The organism is Paenibacillus sp. tmac-D7 (assembly GCF_006519665.1).
Classification (GTDB): Bacteria; Bacillota; Bacilli; order Paenibacillales; family NBRC-103111; genus Paenibacillus_G; species Paenibacillus_G validus.
The window spans coordinates 120,278-137,270 of record NZ_VIDW01000001.1 but is presented as its reverse complement, the minus strand read 5'-3'; the positions used below and the strand labels follow the sequence as shown (position 1 = coordinate 137,270).

The 16,993-nt window shown below is 49.7% G+C and carries 18 protein-coding genes, 1 tRNA gene and 1 pseudogene; 9 read left to right on the top strand and 11 right to left on the bottom strand.

The window, feature by feature from the left end; all coding sequences use genetic code 11:
* Positions 1-118 precede the first annotated feature (118 nt).
* On the bottom strand, positions 119-766 hold the full coding sequence (locus tag FKP33_RS00665; protein ID WP_127607336.1) for a hypothetical protein: 648 nt from the start codon (positions 764-766) through the stop codon (positions 119-121).
* Between the two features lie 183 nt (positions 767-949).
* Here FKP33_RS00665 and FKP33_RS00660 point away from each other — a divergent pair, with 183 nt between their 5' ends.
* Positions 950-1,138: a YqaE/Pmp3 family membrane protein gene (locus FKP33_RS00660; protein ID WP_054795574.1), complete on the top strand. Its 189-nt coding sequence runs from the start codon at positions 950-952 to the stop codon at positions 1,136-1,138.
* Positions 1,139-1,216: 78 nt separating this feature from the next.
* On the opposite strand, the pseudogene FKP33_RS00655 reads toward FKP33_RS00660, so the two are convergent.
* Positions 1,217-2,154 (bottom strand): annotated as a pseudogene (locus FKP33_RS00655) (bile acid:sodium symporter family protein).
* Between the two features lie 408 nt (positions 2,155-2,562).
* Positions 2,563-2,635 (bottom strand) — tRNA-Val (locus FKP33_RS00650).
* A gap of 223 nt (positions 2,636-2,858) precedes the next feature.
* On the opposite strand from FKP33_RS00650, the gene FKP33_RS00645 reads away from it, so the two are divergent.
* Positions 2,859-3,797: a hypothetical protein gene (locus tag FKP33_RS00645; protein WP_181410013.1), complete on the top strand. Its 939-nt coding sequence runs from the start codon at positions 2,859-2,861 to the stop codon at positions 3,795-3,797.
* On the opposite strand, the gene FKP33_RS00640 is transcribed toward FKP33_RS00645, so the two are convergent.
* Together FKP33_RS00640 and FKP33_RS00635 are read right to left on the bottom strand one after the other, a co-directional pair.
* Positions 3,794-4,225, bottom strand: coding sequence for a PilZ domain-containing protein (locus FKP33_RS00640; RefSeq protein WP_054795575.1), 432 nt, complete (start codon positions 4,223-4,225; stop codon positions 3,794-3,796). The genes FKP33_RS00645 and FKP33_RS00640 overlap by 4 nt on opposite strands.
* 105 nt (positions 4,226-4,330) lie before the next feature.
* Positions 4,331-4,558, bottom strand: coding sequence for a hypothetical protein (locus tag FKP33_RS00635; protein WP_127607340.1), 228 nt, complete (start codon positions 4,556-4,558; stop codon positions 4,331-4,333).
* A gap of 176 nt (positions 4,559-4,734) precedes the next feature.
* On the opposite strand from FKP33_RS00635, the gene FKP33_RS00630 reads away from it, so the two are divergent.
* Positions 4,735-5,028 carry a DUF1811 family protein gene (locus FKP33_RS00630; protein WP_127607342.1) on the top strand — a complete coding sequence of 98 codons (294 nt, stop codon included), beginning with the start codon at positions 4,735-4,737 and terminating at the stop codon, positions 5,026-5,028.
* 81 nt (positions 5,029-5,109) lie between these two features.
* Positions 5,110-5,625: a divergent PAP2 family protein gene (locus FKP33_RS00625; RefSeq protein WP_054795577.1), complete on the top strand. Its 516-nt coding sequence runs from the start codon at positions 5,110-5,112 to the stop codon at positions 5,623-5,625.
* Here the strand turns inward: FKP33_RS00625 and FKP33_RS00620 are convergent.
* The 3 genes from FKP33_RS00620 to FKP33_RS00610 all read right to left on the bottom strand — a co-directional run bounded on the left by FKP33_RS00620 (position 5,594) and on the right by FKP33_RS00610 (position 8,464).
* Positions 5,594-7,228 (bottom strand): ATP-binding protein, encoded by a 1,635-nt coding sequence (locus FKP33_RS00620; protein WP_141333732.1) that lies wholly within the window; start codon positions 7,226-7,228, stop codon positions 5,594-5,596. The genes FKP33_RS00625 and FKP33_RS00620 overlap by 32 nt on opposite strands.
* 150 nt (positions 7,229-7,378) lie before the next feature.
* Positions 7,379-7,612: a DUF3892 domain-containing protein gene (locus FKP33_RS00615; protein WP_141333731.1), complete on the bottom strand. Its 234-nt coding sequence runs from the start codon at positions 7,610-7,612 to the stop codon at positions 7,379-7,381.
* 114 nt (positions 7,613-7,726) lie between these two features.
* Positions 7,727-8,464 (bottom strand): MBL fold metallo-hydrolase, encoded by a 738-nt coding sequence (locus FKP33_RS00610; protein WP_054795608.1) that lies wholly within the window; start codon positions 8,462-8,464, stop codon positions 7,727-7,729.
* Between the two features lie 221 nt (positions 8,465-8,685).
* Here FKP33_RS00610 and FKP33_RS00605 point away from each other — a divergent pair, with 221 nt between their 5' ends.
* Both FKP33_RS00605 and FKP33_RS00600 read left to right on the top strand, forming a co-directional pair.
* A complete protein-coding gene (locus FKP33_RS00605) occupies positions 8,686-9,300 on the top strand; it encodes a stalk domain-containing protein (RefSeq protein WP_127607348.1) in 615 nt (204 codons plus the stop codon).
* Positions 9,301-9,400: 100 nt separating this feature from the next.
* Positions 9,401-9,688 carry a DUF1292 domain-containing protein gene (locus tag FKP33_RS00600; RefSeq protein WP_054795580.1) on the top strand — a complete coding sequence of 96 codons (288 nt, stop codon included), beginning with the start codon at positions 9,401-9,403 and terminating at the stop codon, positions 9,686-9,688.
* 56 nt (positions 9,689-9,744) lie between these two features.
* Here the strand turns inward: FKP33_RS00600 and FKP33_RS00595 are convergent, their stop codons facing one another.
* Positions 9,745-10,164, bottom strand: coding sequence for a DUF1885 family protein (locus FKP33_RS00595; RefSeq protein ID WP_054798735.1), 420 nt, complete (start codon positions 10,162-10,164; stop codon positions 9,745-9,747).
* A 147-nt stretch (positions 10,165-10,311) separates the two neighbouring features.
* Between FKP33_RS00595 and FKP33_RS00590 the strand changes: the two genes are divergently transcribed.
* The gene (locus FKP33_RS00590; RefSeq protein WP_127607350.1) at positions 10,312-11,154 is read left to right on the top strand and encodes a Cof-type HAD-IIB family hydrolase; all 843 of its coding nucleotides are present in this window, start codon (positions 10,312-10,314) and stop codon (positions 11,152-11,154) included.
* Between the two features lie 64 nt (positions 11,155-11,218).
* On the opposite strand, the gene FKP33_RS00585 is transcribed toward FKP33_RS00590, so the two are convergent.
* A complete protein-coding gene (locus FKP33_RS00585) occupies positions 11,219-12,688 on the bottom strand; it encodes an aminotransferase class I/II-fold pyridoxal phosphate-dependent enzyme (protein ID WP_459558714.1) in 1,470 nt (489 codons plus the stop codon).
* Positions 12,689-12,911: 223 nt separating this feature from the next.
* Between FKP33_RS00585 and FKP33_RS00580 the strand changes: the two genes are divergently transcribed.
* Positions 12,912-14,090 (top strand): MFS transporter, encoded by a 1,179-nt coding sequence (locus FKP33_RS00580; RefSeq protein WP_054795582.1) that lies wholly within the window; start codon positions 12,912-12,914, stop codon positions 14,088-14,090.
* Positions 14,091-14,410: 320 nt separating this feature from the next.
* Here FKP33_RS00580 and FKP33_RS00575 read toward each other — a convergent pair whose 3' ends face one another.
* Positions 14,411-15,985, bottom strand: a complete 1,575-nt coding sequence (locus FKP33_RS00575; protein WP_164751788.1) for a copper amine oxidase N-terminal domain-containing protein — start codon at positions 15,983-15,985, stop codon at positions 14,411-14,413.
* A gap of 169 nt (positions 15,986-16,154) precedes the next feature.
* On the opposite strand from FKP33_RS00575, the gene FKP33_RS00570 reads away from it, so the two are divergent.
* The gene (locus tag FKP33_RS00570) at positions 16,155-16,946 is read left to right on the top strand and encodes a sporulation protein (RefSeq protein ID WP_164751789.1); all 792 of its coding nucleotides are present in this window, start codon (positions 16,155-16,157) and stop codon (positions 16,944-16,946) included.
* The last annotated feature ends 47 nt before the right edge of the window (positions 16,947-16,993 follow it).

Below are 16,993 nucleotides of genomic sequence, written 5' to 3'. Positions count from 1 at the left end.
AATATAACATTATATTGGCAAATAAATATACGGTGTTAAAATAAGAGGTTTTGTCATTTTTTGCTTGAAAACGATACACTTTTGACAAATATATGAACTCAACCCGTATATGAAAATGTTAGTTTGCCTTTTCTTTTTTTTCTATCCATTTTATGAGGAGCGGCGTTTTCTCATGATACCCCATCCATTTGGTTACACGGACCGTGAAAGAGGCTGTCCCGTTGGTTGGCGAATTCGCCGGGAAGACAGGTGCATGGTCTTGTTGGACTTTGTTTGCAGCTTCTGCAGACCTGATGAAGCGAAGATGCCACGGAAGGAATACATGAAAGAACAAAAAATAAAATGGAATCGAATACCAAACATGCCAGCCTTTTTGAATGAGAAATCCCGCTTTAACTAACAAATACTCCGATAGTAAGGAAAAAGCGACGAACAGACTCGTCAGCACCCATTTATTTTTGGTTGTTACAAAATTCAAATACAAATTGGCAATAGCGGGAGGGACAAACGAGAACATCACGATGTCGGGAATTCCGCCAATGGATGGATCGCCCGAATCGAGCAAGTCCAGCTGAAAAAAGAAAATAATATTTCCCATCCAGGCCATAAATCCTACAACGCCAAAAGTGATGTACCATTCTCTCCAAGTTATTCTTCTTTTGAACCACAATGAGGCTAAAAATAAAAGCGTACCGCCTATGTAAATAAGCCAAGCTCCTTTTGCGTTCAAATCCAGCCGTTGCAGCACTTCTTCCCAATAGTTCATGATGAAAAGTCCTTTCCATTTTGTTCTTCTTGGTTTTAATTTGCCCACTGCTAAAGTGTCTATTCCAACATTCGCAGGGTCAGGGATACGGCAAAGCCATCTGACCTTGATGTTCCAGCTTACCGAATCCTTTACGGAATCATAACGTAGTATGAAGTATCTCAATAAATCGAGGTGTCGTTTATGTATTTGTTGGCGATTTTGCTTCCTCCTGTTGCTGTATTATTTTGCGGGAAGCCCATTCAAGCCTTGTTGAATTTCATTCTAACGTGCTTCTTCTGGATTCCGGGCGCGATTCATGCGTGTATGGTAGTTCATGAGAGAAAACAAGATAAACGGATGGAGAAGATGGCGAGGAATATGAGAGACTAGTTCAATGTGCTGGAAATCGGAGGGAATGTAAAAAAAAGCATCCGCCAACCAAGTTGGCGCGATGCTTGATGAGGCGGGCTACTGCTTGTTCTTATCTTCAGTTCTTCTCGCAAACCAGGTGGCCAGCATCGAACCCGACAAGTTGTGCCACACGCTGAACAAGGCGCTAGGCACAGCTGCCAGCGGGCTGAAATGTGCGGCAGCCAAAGCAGCTCCCAGACCCGAGTTCTGCATCCCTGTTTCCAGAGTAACTGCCTTACGCTTGGCCAAATCCATGCCGAACAGCTTGGCAAAGAAATAACCGAGCAGGTAGCCAAGCAAATTGTGGAGGATGACAGCCGCGAAAATGAGCAGTCCGTTGGACATGATTTTCGGCTGGTTCAAGCCTACGACGATGGCGACAATGAGCACGATCGCAATCGTGGAAATGAGCGGCAGCGCTTTGACGCTGGCTTCGGCTTGCTTGCGGAATATAGCTTTCGCAATAATGCCCAGCACGATCGGTAAAATGACGACCTGCAAGATGTCCATAAATAAAGACTTCGCATTAATATCCATCCATTTGCCGGCCAAAAGCGAGATCAAGGCGGGAGTGGCAAATGGCGCGATGATCGTAGAAACCGAAGCGATCGATACGCCAAGCGCTACATCGCCCTTGGCAACGTCATGACGTTGGAGGCGGTACCGCTCGGGCAGCAGCCGACCAAGATGACGCCAACCGCAATTTCCGGAGGAAGGTTCAAGCCGATGGCCAACAAATAGGCGATGGAAGGCATGATCAGGTAGTGTCCGATGACACCGATGGCGACATCCTTAGGCCGGCGAAACACTTCGCGAAAGTCGGCAGCGGAAAGCGTGAGCCCCATACCGAACATGACGATGCCGAGAAGCGGTGAAATCAAGGATTTGTAGCCGGTGAACAGATGTGGAGCAAAGAATCCTAGACATGCAAACAAGATAACCCAAAGCGAAAACGTTTTACCTACAAAATTGCTGACTTTTTCTACTGCGTTCATGCTGTTCTCTCTCCTATTTATTCATGCTGTTAACAAATAGTCATTTTACTACGGTAAGATTCAAATGACAATGAAATAAATAGGCCCGCACGGGTGGTGTGGGCTTATATTACAATGTATGTCCAGCAAGGGGCGACGCGGGCAGACAGATGACGTTCTTATCTGGAGAGGCCTTCGGAACATGCGACTTGATCCCTTATTGAGTTCAATATTTATCGTACCTTCCATGACAATCTCCATTAATGCCCAAAATAATTCAGACAAGGAACGTTTCAGAGCTGGTCTATAATTAATTTAAATACATTTACATATATTCGGCCCCCAAATAGCCCCCAGCTTGTCCAAATAAAGAATGAATGAAGTTCGATAAAAAGCAAAAAACCCTTGCTACACAAGGGTTTTTCTGTATGACCTGTAGTGGGCTCGAACCACTGACCCCCACCCTGTCAAGATGGTGCTCTCCCAGCTGAGCTAACAAGTCATGGATAAAGTTATTTCCTTTTTCTTTCGTGTCTCTCAAGGGGACGATTATTATATTATCAAGATCTTAATATTTTGTCAACACGTCATCCCCATTTTTTTAGAACGTTTAGGATTAGGCCTCGATTAAAGCATATGGCTTACAGGTCTCCTGTCGTATTTTCTCAAAGAGCGGTATGTTATAATATGAACGAGGAGTATGGCCAACGAAAGAGGGGACAATCATGAAGGATTTGCCATGGATGATGCAGTCGCAGTTCGGCGGCGGAGATACTGCGGCAATCGAGAACGAAAGCTTGGACTGGGGAGAGCACGAGTACGGAACTCATCGTTACCATGTGCGCCGTTTGGTGGAGGACTCCATCAGTCTGCTGGCGAAGCCCGAGAAAGCGGTAGTGCTTGGAGCGGGGAATCACGGTGATGTGGATTTGCCGGGGCTGGCGGTGCATTTTCAACAAGTGACCGTGCTCGATACGGAAGATAATATGCTGGAGGAATGGCTGGACAAGACGGGGGGATTGGCACAGAGCCGGCTTCGATCATTGACGCGAGTCGATTATACGTGCCTGGATCAAATTTCGTTCTATGAAAAATTTGAGGAACTGCTGCTGAATGAGTCGTCGGCCGCGGACATCGCCGGATTTTTGCGCGATGCCAGCTTCCAGGTTAACCGCCACGAGGTCGTGCCGCACCTCAAGAAATCGTTCTCGTTTGTCATGTCTTCGGGTGTACATACGCCGTTGTTTTATCCGGATGCGCTGCTGCAGTTCCATGGTTACATGGACCGGTACAACGAAGCGGATATTCGCTCCATCTTAGAAGCGCTTGCCTACTTGCGAAACTCATTGATCACAGGGTACAACAGGCTGCTGCTGTCGTTGGTGAAGCCGGATGGACGGGTGGCGATGTGGACCGATATGATTGTTCTGGATGAGGAGCGGAACTGGATCGCGGACGAATTGTACGAGGATAGGACGGCCGAGGAACGGACGCGCTTCCTGTTCGAGGCGTTTGGCAAGTACGGGCTGGAAGCCGCTGTGTTGGGGCTCAAGGAGCTTCATGACAAACTAAAACCCGACCAGCTGCTGTTTCGCAGTTGGATCGGGCACGCGGATTCGGGGAAACGGTATTTGACAGTCGGTTTATCCGGTAAAGCTCGCTAAAAATGCTCAAATTCCGCCGTTTCCTCCGGAGTCAGGAAACTGCAGCCAGGTACGTTAGGGGTTCGGCGGAGCTTGATTGCAAGCTGATTTAACATCCTGGTTAACGCCGATGTGTCGGTGTCGTCCAAGGAAAATTGGATGCAGTACTCATAATGGCCGGGCTCCGGCAAAATGGAGCGCACGATCGGGCCGTACGGCCGGTATTCATGGCCCAGACACATAAACCGGAGTTCGGTCAGCAGACCGGGCTTATCCGGTAAGGGCGCCTGAGTAAAGAAGCGTGCGCCTCCTGCGCTTAAATCGACAAGCGCGGCTTTATATAGCTTGGTTTCCGGATCTAAATCGCCCATTCCGAAGATTTTCACATCGGCGCCGAGCGGAACTGTAAACGTTAGGCGAAAGAAATTTCGCTTGTTATTCGTGCTCATAAGCAGACATTCCTTTGCAAATAAAAATATAGTTACTATCGACTCCTCTAGTATATCGTAGCGTGCTTGTCCATGAATATCCGTCTTAAGCAGTAAAAAGCCGCTCTAATAGAGCGGCAATTCGATACATTGATTCACATGCTTCTTATGCAAAACGGCGTTGTTTCCGATAATTTCAATTCGATCGATTTGATTAAAGTCCGAGGTGCCGGCAGCCGAGGAATGGGATGAATTGCGCTCCAATATGTTGATCAGTTGCGGTATCGCTTTTTGATCGCTGGAAATAAAGCTAACCGGAATTTTTTGGTTCATAAATAACAATTCCGTATTCATAACTTCAAATTCCTCCTTCCTTCTATCGGGTAACTTATTATACCACTTTGCTTCGTTATTTTCGATAAATACTTTGTTACATGGCTTGACAGGATGAGCGATGAATAGACAAAGCTTCGACACAATGAATGGGATTCAGGATAAATGTCTTGGGTCTTTCGGAGGGGATATGCCAAATGAAAAAATTATACAGCCAGATGAGTAGAGAAGAACTGCTGGAAGAAATCCGCTGGATTCAATCTGAAAAGGAGAACGCCGAATTCCCCAGTCAACGTGCGGTTGCCGAACGTAAGCTGTATACGGCACAGGCGTACCTGTTGAATCCGGCTGACTTTCCGCCTGGTTTATATAAGGTCGAGGGGATCCAGCTGCCTTTTGAAGTGGCGTATGTCAACGGAATTATGGCTTGGGGCAAACTGGATAACGATCCGGAGGCAAGTTTTCCGATTTCAATGCTTACACGGTTTTAACTACGGTCTGCCGATTTATTCACGGCTTTCGTTCGCATAGAAAGATACGTCGCGTCTCATCCTAGTGAAGAGGTGATGCGTATGAACCGGGCGTTATGGACGTCCATTGTAGGGGTTGGAGCGGCGCAGCTGTTGAAAATACCTGCGCATTTGCAGGAGCGCAGGAGCTGGTCTTGGTCGGATTTGTTTCGGACGGGAGGCATGCCAAGCTCACATGCGGCAGGGGTCGTATCACTTGCCAGCTATCTCGGATTGAAGAAGGGCTTTAGCAGCGATTCGTTCGCTCTGGCAACCCTGCTGAGCTTGATTGTGATGTTCGATGCGATGGGCATTCGCCGCCATGCCGGCCTGATCGCAATGGAAGTGAACGAGCTCGAAGATACGGTATTCAAGCTGACGCAAGAACACCCCCATCATGCCCACCGAAGACGTGATGCCGAATTGGAAGAGCGCCTCGGTCATATGCCTGCGGAAGTGCTGGGGGGTGCTGTATTGGGAGCCGTTATCGGTTTTCTTAGTTATGTAAGCGAGCCTAGCCGAAATCCCTTCACGGCAGGGCTGGCGTTCACACGGAAATGGTGGTCAGCTCTTCGTTAGCTTGGGGGTTTCGCGGCTCATCCGTTTCCGCGGTCGGCAGCGTAATGGTAAACTTTGTTCCCGTCCCGATCAAACTCTCAACCTCAATCGTACCGTCATGATCCTGTACAATTTTATGACAGATGGAAAGCCCGAGGCCCGTGCCTGAATCTTTGGTGGTATAGAACGGAATGAATATTTTGTCCAGCTCGGCCTCGGGGATCCCTTTGCCAGTATCGGCAATTTCGATGACTGCGTAATTTTGCTGCTTATACAGCCGAATAAAGATGTCTCCCTGATCCACCATGGCTTCGAGCGCGTTCTTCATTAAGTTGAGCAGCAGCTGCAGCATTTTGTCCTGATCCATCAGCATGCGAATATCCATTGGATCATATTCGAAGTGAATCTGATGTCCCAACCTGGTCGTTTCCGAGTCGAGCAGCGAGATGACCCGCTCGATGCAGCTTCGGATCGATTGTACGCGGTATTGGGTAACATGGGGCTTGGAAAATTGCAAAAACTCCGCCGTCAGCATGCTCATCCGGGTTATTTCGTCCATAATTAAATCGTACCACGGCTCCACGTTGTAATTCCCCGCTTTGGATAACTGCAAGAAGCCTTTGATCGTCGTCAGAGGATTGCGAATTTCGTGCGCCATCCCGGACGCTAACTCGCCCACTACGCGCAGCTTCTCGCTTCGCAGCATATGCTCCTCGCGCTTTAGCCAGCTTTCCCGTTTCATCATATAGAGATGATGTTCGGCGAAGGACATCAAATCGTCCTTATTCAAGCCGTCTTGCGGATAGCAGGCCATCCCGAAGTTAATTTCGATACCGGTCAATTTCGGAAATTCCGAAGCGAGCAATTGTGTAATCGTATTGATCGTTTGGCGGGTATTGGTATATTCCATCACGATCGCGAATTCATCGCCGCCGTAACGGCTGATTAATGAACTTTCGGGGAACATGATGCGCAGCAGCTGGGCCGCTTCCTTCAAAATGTCGTTGACTCCTTGAAATCCGTTCGTCGTATTGAGTGACTTCAAGTCTTTACAGTCGGCAAGCACAAGAACGATCGGTTTCTTCTGTTTAACGATCATTTCCATTTGATGGTGAAATTCCTGGAAATTATAAAGGCCAGTCAACGGGTCATGCGTGCTGAGATGTTTCTTCTCGTAGGCCAGCAGCTGCTTCTGCAGCTCCATTTCCTTAATGAGCCTTCCGAATATATAAGCCAAAATGAGACAGCTGACCGCTTGAAAAGCGATATCCGTCAAATGGGCGGCAATGAGCGGTCGGTAGGTTAACGAGACGATTACGTAAGCTCCCATCAAGGCGACGTTGAAGAGAAGCGCTGTCGAAAATTTCGAGACCCGATAATACATCTGGCTCATATGCAGCAAGTAAAGCGGAAGACACCAGCTTGTCGCGCTGATGGCATGTAGAGCGACCAATAACAATAACTGAATGGAAGTGTTTCCGTAATAAGGACGTTTTATGAAGAAGGTCAGCATATACAGCAGCGTTACCAGGATTAGCAGTGGGATGCTTGCCGTTAGCCCGTAGCCGATCGACCAAGTGCATACAAGAATCGAGTAAATCAGGAAGATCGCATTACCTTTCATTGCGGTACTCCAACTCCCAAATTTTCGCAGATTTTGTTCGTATTAATTGAAATTCTGTATAATTCGATGAAATCCTTCTAAGCGCTGTCAAAATTTAAGTAAAAAAATGACAAGCCGAGAAAAATTCGGCTTGTCGCGGTTGTCCAGTAGTTAGAAGCCGGGCAAGTTGTCCAGGTTGTTGGTCGGGTCTCCGTCAGCGTTCGAACGCAGATGCTCGTCTCCGTCGCGGCCCCGGAAAACGTTGACGCCCGAGATTTGCCCGTTCTTGGCCATGTACTGGGCTTCCTCGTAATCGACGACCTGGCCCGAGGACAATTTCATTTCTACGATATCGCCGTCGCCGTTCTTGCGAACAGCTACGACGTGTTGAGTGGGTTCTTCCATCTATATCGCCTCCTTATGACTAGGATGCTTCAACCAGAGGGAAATTATGCCGAAAAAGGGGAGGACATGCCCGGAGCGAAGCAAACCGATACGCTGGCGCGGTTCGTTTATCGCTTAGAACGTATAACGCTTGAACGGTTCGATAAATCTCATATGTCCCGTTTTCCCTATATAATCTGGCATTTGATCGGAATAATGCATCAGCCAGGTTTTCTGCTGCAAGTCGACCGGCAGCGTGAGCAGCTCCTCCAAACTGGCGTGGACGTGACCCGGCGAATGCAGCTGGCAGTCATGCAGAAAATGATCGCAACCCTTGATGTGCAAGCTCATCAGCAGCTCAAGGTCGAACCTGGCGTCCGCGCTGTAGAACAGACGATCGTTCAGAAGCAGCGAATAGCTTTTCTTCCCGCGAATATGATCGGTCGGAAGCAGCCGGACGGTCAAGTCCGGACGAATGGAGATCGGCGTGTTCTCGGCAAGCGGAATGACATCGAAATAATCGTTCAAGCTCGAAATGCCCTCGTCTTTGTTCTCAAGACCTCCGCGGAGGGAGTGATCCCACAACATATGCTCGATAGAGAAGGGGACGAGAAGCTTGATTCGCCGCTTGAACGTATACAAGCATTGAAAAGCGAGTTCTTCGAGGCCGCCGACATGATCGGCATGGATATGCGTGATCAGGACCGCATCGATTTGATCGAGCGAGATGCCAAGCTCAAACAAGGCTCTTGGTGCGGTGTAGCCGCAATCGATCAATAACGTGAAGTCGTTCAAATAAATCAGCGCATTATTATTATAGAATGTTTTGGCAAACGCGCTTCCTGTGCCTATCATTTGCAGTTGCAGGCTCAATGACGTTCCTCCGCTCAGCTTTTGGCGTTGCAGCCGATATTTTCTATAATCTATCACGCTTTTCAATACGGATTCAAGATAGTTTCGTCACATTTTGCTTAAATTTAACGGTTTGGCTGTCGGTTCTTGACTATTAATAAATTTGGCACAATCTCCGCAACTCTTGCCGGTCTGTAGAGTATAACTTAGCAAATGCACAATAACGATGGAGGTTACTTGCAATGAAGGTACCGCGATTACTGACGATGGTGCTCTCGCTTTCTTTGTTCGGTACGGCAGGAGCTTTCGCCAGTTCCATGTGGGGAGATTTTGAAGGGTATTCGAAAGTGAGATTGATGGTAAATGACAAGGAGAGGTCGTTTGGTTCGGACGAGACACCCTCTTTTTTAATGAAAGGAAGCGCCGTCGTTCCTGCCCGGATCTTGTCTGACACGCTTCAATCGATTGTGAAATGGGATAACGGCAGCCGTACCGTCTCGGTTTACAAGCCCAATGTACATATGTTTGTCGCCAAGAAGGTGGAAGACGATTATTCCATCAAGCAGCCTTTCGGCGGTGTTAAGAAAGGCGATCGCCTTGATTTTGCGGTTTTTTCACAAATTGACAACCTGGATACGTCCATTTACTCCTTCCGCATTTCCATCGTATCGCCGGGCGGCGAACAGGTGAAGGCGCGCGAAGAAGTGGTGGACGGACAGAAGAGCAGCTTTTGGTACACGTGGCCGTTTAACGTGACGTTCACTGAAGCCGGCCAGTATACCGTTCGATTCTCGATCAAACCGAATGCGGACAGCGACTACGTGGTCGTCTCCGAGAAAGCGATTCTATCCGAATAAATATGGCGGTTTTGGACATGCCTGGTTCATTGACTTGGGATCCGAATGCGTGGTACGATACGTGGGAGCAATCAATACAATGAAGAAATGAGGTCTTCCCATGAGCGATCACATTCATGACGCTTCCTGCGACCATGATCACGAGGATGAGATTTTTATCGTGACGGACCAAGACGGTGTCGAACATGAGATGGTAATGGTGTACACCTTTGAAGCCAAAGAACAGGCTTATGCGGTACTTCTCGATCGCAATGATATGGAAGCCGACGGTGTTATATTCCGAATTGAAGAAGAGAACGGCGAGGCGTTCCTTGCCAGTATCGAAGACGAAGAGGAATGGGATCGCGTTGTTGCGATTTACAACGAGATCGTTGAAGAGCAAGAATAATAAATCTTGAACGAAAAACCCTTCTTGTCAGCAAGAAGGGTTTTTCGTTCGGTCCATCATTTGCGAGGGTTGAAGTACATCGTACGTCCGTTAAACAATTGCAGTTCGGCTTTCCACAGCTTGCCCAAGTATTTGCTGAATTCATTGCCCTTGGATTTGTCACCGTGGGTGCAGCCATCCGGCAGCACCATCTGTACGAAGTGTCGTTCGGCATCGCCGTTTTTCTCGGTTCCGACGCCCATCACGATATATTTGTAGAGGGGGTTGGTCCCTTTCAAAAAAAACCATTTGCCTTCGGCTTCCGGTTTTGATTCGATCGTATACGGAAATCCGGCATCGTCGTACTCCCAGCCGAGCTGTTTGCCGGTCAGTGCAAGCTGCTCCCGGTAATGCTCCAGCTGCTGCTTGAGCTCATCCAGAGTTAACGAGGAAATGGACGAGCCTTCCACGAATTTGATATATGCGCTTTGCGCCATGACCCATGCACCTGCCTACTTAATGAACTGGAACGATTTGACTTTTGTCATGCACCATGATCATCATAGCATTAAGAAAAACCAAATACAATACTTGTGACGTGAGCGAAAGTCGCCGCGTAAACAAAGAACAGAGAGGGATTTCCCGTGGATAGGAAGAGGTTTGAAGGTTATTTGCTCGTCACGGATATGGACGGAACGCTGCTGAATGCGCAGAAGGAAATCAGTAAAGAAAACTTGGCCGCCATTGAGCGTTTCGTCGCCCAAGGCGGATTGTTTACGGTAGCGACGGGGCGTATTGTCGAACCGGCGGGTTATTTCGTCAAGCAGCTCCCGGTCAACACGCCCGCGATTTTATATAACGGAGCGGTTATCTACGATTATAGCAGGGAGGAAGCGATTTGGCAGTCCGAGCTGCCGGATGCGGGGAAAGCGGCGCTGCAGCAAGTCGTTGAGGCGTTCCCCGGCATCGGCGCGGAAATTTATGTGCAGGGGGAGCCTTACCCGTATGTGCTGCGCGAGAATGAGTGGACGGCGCGGCATCGACAAATCGAGCGGTTTCCGTACCAGCCGATCGACGATGTGACGAAGGTGCCGCCGGATTGGCTGAAAGTATTATTCGCTTGGGAGCCGGAGCGGCTCGATCAGACGAGCGAGGCGATCGTTCGGCTGACCGAAGCTGCGCAGATCGAATGGGTGCGATCCGACGACCGATATTTTGAGATGCTGGCCAGAGGGGCGACTAAAGGCCACGCATTGGAGCTGTTAACGGATAAAATAGGGATAGCGATGGAACGATGCGTGGCGATCGGCGACCATTTGAACGACTTGGAAATGATCCGCAGGGCAGGGATCGGCGTTGCGGTTGAGAACGCGCACCCGCTGCTTATTGAAGCGGCGAACCGGAAGGGGAAGCATCACCAGGAGCATGCGGTGGCCGATGTGATCGAATGGCTCGAAGCGCAGGCCGAAGCGGAAGCTCGATCGTAAGGCTGTAACCATAAAAAAACGCTTGCCGCGGATCAACCGAAGGCAAGCGTTTTTGACCTGGTCTTTAGAAAATAGCAGGGGTTTCCACGATCACTTTGACGAATTCGATGCTGCGGTCCTCGGGACCTTTAACGGGAAGACCGACCTCGATATGCTCGGTGATATAGTCGATCAAATCCTGCGAAATGACTTCCCCCGGCAGCAAGATCGGGATACCCGGCGGGTACACGTAAATGAACTCGGCGATGATCCGATCGGCCGACTCCTTGAACGGAATAAGCTCCGTATCGCCGTAGAAGGCGTCGCGGGGCGAAAGGGTCAGCTGCGGAATCTTTGGAATTTTGATCACCAGCTCGTTAGCTTGCCGGATGTTGTAATTCTCGGCCGACAAGCGGCGCAGCGCCGCAAGCAGCGTGTCGATGTTCTCCTGGGTATCGCCCGGCGTCACCAGGCACAGGATATTGTACATGTCGCTGAGCTCGACTTCGATGTTGTACTGCTCGCGCAGCCAGTTTTCGGCGTCGTAGCCGGTAATGCCCAGGTGACGGACATGAATATTGACTTTGGTCGGATCGCAGTCGAAGGTTGCTTCACTGCCCAAAATTTCCCGGCCGAAGCAGGAAAGTCCCGGAATCTCGTTGATTTGATTGCGCGCGTACTCCGCAAGCTCAATGGCGCGGTCCGCCATCGCTTCGCCGTTCAACGCCAAATTGCGGCGTGCGCTGTCCAGCGACGCGAGCAGGATGTAGGACGTCGACGTAGTCGTCAGCATGCTGATGATGGTCTTCGCGCGGCGGACATTGACGCGGCCTTCGCGAATGTTCAGCACGGAGCTTTGCGTCATCGAACCGCCGAGCTTGTGCACGCTCGTAGCGGCCATATCGGCGCCGGCCTGCATGGCCGACATCGGGAGCTTGTCGTTGAAGTGGATGAGCACGCCGTGTGCTTCGTCCACCAGCACCGGAATGTTGTAGCCGTGGACGATGTCCACGATTTCTTTCAGGTTCGCGCAGACGCCGTAATAAGTCGGATTGATCACGAGCACCGCTTTGGCGTCGGGATGGCGCTCGAGCGCCCGTCTGACCGACGAGGTCGTCACGCCGTGATCGATGCCCAGATTTTCGTCACGCACCGGCTTTAAGAAAACCGGCTTGGCGCCTGCGAAAATAATGGCCGCCATGATCGACTTGTGCACGTTGCGCGGCACGATAATTTTATCGCCCTGGGAGCAGACGGTAAGAATCATCGTCATGATCGCCCCGCTTGTCCCTTGTACGGAGAAGAACGTATGGTCGGCGCCGAACGCTTCGGCCGCGAGCCTCTGCGATTGTTCGATAACGCCGGTCGGCTGATGCAAATCGTCGAGCGGCGCGATATTGATCAGGTCGATGGAGAGCGCGTTATCGCCGATAAACTCCCGGAACTCAGGGTCCATCCCCACGCCTTTTTTATGTCCTGGAATATGAAATTGCACCGGATTGCGCGCAGCGTGTTCTTTCAACGCAGTGAACAGGGGAGTTTTCGTCTGATCCACGGTCATCCCTACCCTTCATGAATAAGTTATGGTGGCCTGCTTGAAAAAAGCAAACAAATCGAGTATAGCAAAATGCGACACGGATGCAAGCGGTTTTTGTAAAACCTTTGTGAAGTTTGCAGGTTTGTCGATTTTGTTAACCTTGCGTACAATATTTCCATCGTCAAAAAAGATATGGTACAGTTAGATTACTTACTATAAATCGGAAGGAAACGTCACACCTATGGACAAAAGGCTTCTCGTAATCATGGTGCTGATCATGACGATTTTTATCGGCTTTGGCATCATTATTCCCGTGCTCCCCGAGGTTGTAACCGGATCGGGCGCCGAAAGCTTTCATCTGGGCATGCTGCTCTCCGTGTACTCGCTCGTTTCGTTCCTCATGTCGCCGTTTTGGGGAGCTTGGTCAGACCGGATCGGCAGACGTCCGATCATTATGATCGGCACATTGGGGTTCAGCGTAAGCTTCTTCATTTTCGGCATTGCCGGAGACCATCTGGTCCTTATGTATATTTCGCGTATTTTGGGCGGCTTGTTCTCCGGGGCAGTTACGGCCTGTGCGGTCGCTTACGTTGCGGACATTACATCTGAAGAAAACCGGACGAAAGGGATGGGGCTGGTCGGCATGTCGATCGGACTCGGGTTTATTTTCGGCCCGGCGGTCGGCGGCTTGTTAAGCGGCTTCGGTTACCATGTGCCGTTCTTCGCTGCCGCGCTGCTGGCGCTGCTCATGTTCGTATTCGCTTATTTCATGCTGCAGGAATCGGTGTCCGCGGAAGCCCGCCAGCAGACGCGGGATTCGAAACAGTCGCGCTGGACGGCCTTCGTCGGCTCGCTGAAATATTTGTACGTCTTGTCGTTCTTCGTCTCCTTCTCGCTGGCCGGTCTCGAGGCGACGCTGCTGCTGTTCCAACGGGATCAGATCGGAGCTACTCCGCAGCAGCTCGGCATCATGTTCGCCGTAAGCGGCATCGTCGGCGCCTTGATTCAGGGCGGAGTTGTACGCCGTCTTATCAAGCGGGGACAGGAGTCCCGTGTTATCGGCATCGGCTTGTTATTGTCGGCGGCGGGCTTCGTGCTTATTTTGTTTTCCAGCAGCCTGCTCACCGCTTCGATTTACTTAAGCGTATTTGCGGCCGGGAATGCGTTGATCCGGCCCTGTGTAACCTCGCTGATCACGCAGAAGACCAAGGTCGGGCAGGGGGTCGCATCCGGCTTGAGCTCGTCGATGGACAGCCTGGGCCGCATCGCGGGACCGCTGCTCGGAGCCGGCATTTACGATTACAGCCACAGCCTGCCGTTCCTGATCGGCGCGGTGTTGTCGGTCGGAGCGCTCTATTTGTTGTACCGCTTTATAGTATTGGATCGGATCGGCACCAGAACATCAAGTCAGCCGCTCTGACCAAATAAGAAAGCTGCCGTAGGCGATACTCCCGCTGCGGCAGCTTTTTTATAATATCAAAATTTATAAGTTTGATCCGGAGGATCACGATTCTGATATTTCAAGAAAAACTTCCTCTAAAACACGAATGTATCTTCATCGAAAAGGCTTCGATCAGAAGCTTTTCTTACACCTCTTCCGTCTGTTCTTCCCTTCCTCCATGGCGATGGCGCAGATCGCTTTCATACGCAGCACCGCTGTGCCATACCTTCAAAACGCAGACCGTTTTTCTCCACAACCCGGATGGATGCCCATTCTGACTTGAGGAATGTCTCTTTCGTTTATTTCGCACGCGTTCCTGTTTCGTGGACACCAAATGTAGAGACGGTGATGCCGTCTTCGGTTCGCGTTACGGTCCAATCCCAGCCGCTCTTGTAACCGGAGAGCAGCAGCTTGCCCGTTGCTTGATCTAACGTCCATGTGCCGGTCTGCGGTCCGTTCCAATAGAAGGAGATGGTGCCGTCCGCAGCAATCGTCAAGGTTCCGCCGCTCGCTCCATCGCGGCCTGCCGGGACCCACATGTTCCATTTGCCGATAAAGTAATCAGCTGGGTCTGAGGTTGACAGCGAATTGTCATCGCTGGCTTCTGCTGCGTCTTTACTGACGATGAGAATGGTTCGTGTTTCATCGTTAAAGGTGATTTTTTGGTTTAACTGCTCGCTCACGAATCGCACAGGAACCATGGTGGTGTTGTTATAGATCATGGCCGGGACGTCCATCATGACGGTCTTGCCGTTCACTCTCGCTGCAGATTGACCGATAACCAGCACGATTGTATCCTGCCCTACAGTCAATGTAATGCTGCGCTGCTCGCCGTTCCATTTCACTTGAGCGCCGAGCGCCTCACTGATAAAACGGAGAGGGACGAGAGTTCTGCCGTCGTAGATGAAAGGCGCCGTTTCCAAGGTGTGGGATTTTAAGTTAACCAAAGCCGTTGTATTATCAATTTGCAGCAAAATCCGGTTTCCTTCGTTAACGGGCGTCCGGTTTCCCTCGTTAACGGGCGCTTGAGAGGCTTTTTTTACGATGGTCACCTTGAGTGCCGATGAGATGGAAATCAGATTATCATTTCTGTCATAAGATGCGATTTTATATAGGTACGTATGTCCGGCAAACGTATAATTATCGATATATTGCGGCTCGGTCAGCTTAAAGTCGGTCATTTTCACATAAGGCTTGCCGTTGTCCGAACGGTAGATGTCCCAAGAGACATGTCCGTTTAACTGCTTCCAAGGCAGTGTAATGCTTCCATTCTCCTCAAATTCGTAAACCGCTGAAGGATTGAGAATATCCTTTTCGGGAGAACCCAAGTCCAGGGACACCGGAGGGGAAGTCCCGTTATTTTGACTGTTTGTGCTTCCGTCGTTCTCCTGTTCCGGAACCTCAAGCACATAGGAGAACGTCACTTTAGTAATCGAAAAGCCGTTATCCGGCAAAATGCGGTCGATTTTGATTTTAGAATGGCTGCCGTCATGCAGCACGACGAGATAAACAGCTCCTTGTTCTATTTCAAGCGAATTGGTGAAGCCGGTTACATTACGGTCGGTCGGTTTCGTCAGATCCTCAGAGTCCAGCTTACGAATCGCCAATGCCCCAATGTCGCCGTATTGATTGATGACAATATCTGCATCGGAGCTGCTTGTCGTGTACTTCAACTCAAGTAAATTGAGTCCCCCTCGATCAAGCACGTCACCGGACCAATTCAGCGTATAGGGGTGCAGCTTATCGTAAACGCCGCTTTGCTTATCACCCCATGTAATGGTATCGGCCGCCTGGACCGATCCGAAAAAAAGTGCGCCGGGCACAAAAATGCTCAGCATGAACAGCAACAGAATGGATGCAATCCCTTTTTTCATCTTCTTCACTCCTCGCAAGATTTGATTCATACTCAGCATTCACTATAACGAGCCTTGATTACAGGAAACTTACAAACTTGCCCAACGGAATATTGCAATGATTTTGTAAGTTATTTGCGATATCATGAGGCATCATTTTCAAGGATGGAAAACGAAAGGATGTGTGCCTGTGTCATTGTTTAAAAAGATGCTGGCTCGGGTAGGTATCGGCAGCGTGAAGGTCGATTTTCGGCTTCCGTCACATCAATTGACAGCCGGGGAAGAAATTACGGGAACGGTCAGGATTCAAGGCGGAAAAACAGAACAGGAATTACAAAGCTGCGAAATCGCCTTATTCACTGAATACACGACCTATTACACGGACTCTGAAGGGGAACACCGGACGTCTACTGCAAAAGTACTTCTGAACGCGTATACGCTTCCATGTGATTTTCACATTCAATCGTTTGAAGTCAAACAATATCCATTATCTATTGCCATTCCGCTGCACACGCCTATTACGTTATCCCGGGAAAAAATATGGTTTGAAACCCGGCTCAATATGGAGAAAGCGGTCGATTCTTTGGATAAAGACAGGATCACTGTGCTTCCCCATCCATTGATGCAGCGTATCTTGGATGCGATGAACCGCCTCGGCTTTCCGCTTGTAGAATCGTATTTGACGGAAAACGGAAACACACAGGTCAGTCCGGACCCTTTTATTCAACGAATCATTTATGGGGTATCGGATGAATACCATTTATTATTGGATGAGATTATGGCAACTCCCGTGTGGATGCCGGATAAGCTTCATTTGATTCTGGGAATCAACAGGAAAGCCGGGCTGCTTCATACGATTGCAGAAAAAGACATCATTACGGAAACGATCGAATTTCTGCCTGAGGAATGGTTAGCAAGAGACAATGATGCCTTTGCGCGGCATATTAAAGCGGTCATAGATAAGGCAACAGCAACGGAATAAGCTGAGGTGATATGAATTATTTTCGCTGAAAGGCAAGGGACGCCGCA

Excerpts from the sequence above, each read along its gene's own strand:
- FKP33_RS00665 (WP_127607336.1), bottom strand. The coding sequence starts at position 766 with ATGAACTATTGGGAAGAAGTGCTGCAACGGCTGGATTTGAACGCAAAA.
- FKP33_RS00660 (WP_054795574.1), top strand. The coding sequence starts at position 950 with ATGTATTTGTTGGCGATTTTGCTTCCTCCTGTTGCTGTATTATTTTGC.
- FKP33_RS00645 (WP_181410013.1), top strand. The coding sequence starts at position 2,859 with ATGAAGGATTTGCCATGGATGATGCAGTCGCAGTTCGGCGGCGGAGAT.
- FKP33_RS00640 (WP_054795575.1), bottom strand. The coding sequence starts at position 4,225 with ATGAGCACGAATAACAAGCGAAATTTCTTTCGCCTAACGTTTACAGTT.
- FKP33_RS00635 (WP_127607340.1), bottom strand. The coding sequence starts at position 4,558 with ATGAATACGGAATTGTTATTTATGAACCAAAAAATTCCGGTTAGCTTT.
- FKP33_RS00630 (WP_127607342.1), top strand. The coding sequence starts at position 4,735 with ATGAAAAAATTATACAGCCAGATGAGTAGAGAAGAACTGCTGGAAGAA.
- FKP33_RS00625 (WP_054795577.1), top strand. The coding sequence starts at position 5,110 with ATGAACCGGGCGTTATGGACGTCCATTGTAGGGGTTGGAGCGGCGCAG.
- FKP33_RS00620 (WP_141333732.1), bottom strand. The coding sequence starts at position 7,228 with ATGAAAGGTAATGCGATCTTCCTGATTTACTCGATTCTTGTATGCACT.
- FKP33_RS00615 (WP_141333731.1), bottom strand. The coding sequence starts at position 7,612 with ATGGAAGAACCCACTCAACACGTCGTAGCTGTTCGCAAGAACGGCGAC.
- FKP33_RS00605 (WP_127607348.1), top strand. The coding sequence starts at position 8,686 with ATGAAGGTACCGCGATTACTGACGATGGTGCTCTCGCTTTCTTTGTTC.
- FKP33_RS00600 (WP_054795580.1), top strand. The coding sequence starts at position 9,401 with ATGAGCGATCACATTCATGACGCTTCCTGCGACCATGATCACGAGGAT.
- FKP33_RS00595 (WP_054798735.1), bottom strand. The coding sequence starts at position 10,164 with ATGGCGCAAAGCGCATATATCAAATTCGTGGAAGGCTCGTCCATTTCC.
- FKP33_RS00580 (WP_054795582.1), top strand. The coding sequence starts at position 12,912 with ATGGACAAAAGGCTTCTCGTAATCATGGTGCTGATCATGACGATTTTT.
- FKP33_RS00575 (WP_164751788.1), bottom strand. The coding sequence starts at position 15,985 with ATGAAAAAAGGGATTGCATCCATTCTGTTGCTGTTCATGCTGAGCATT.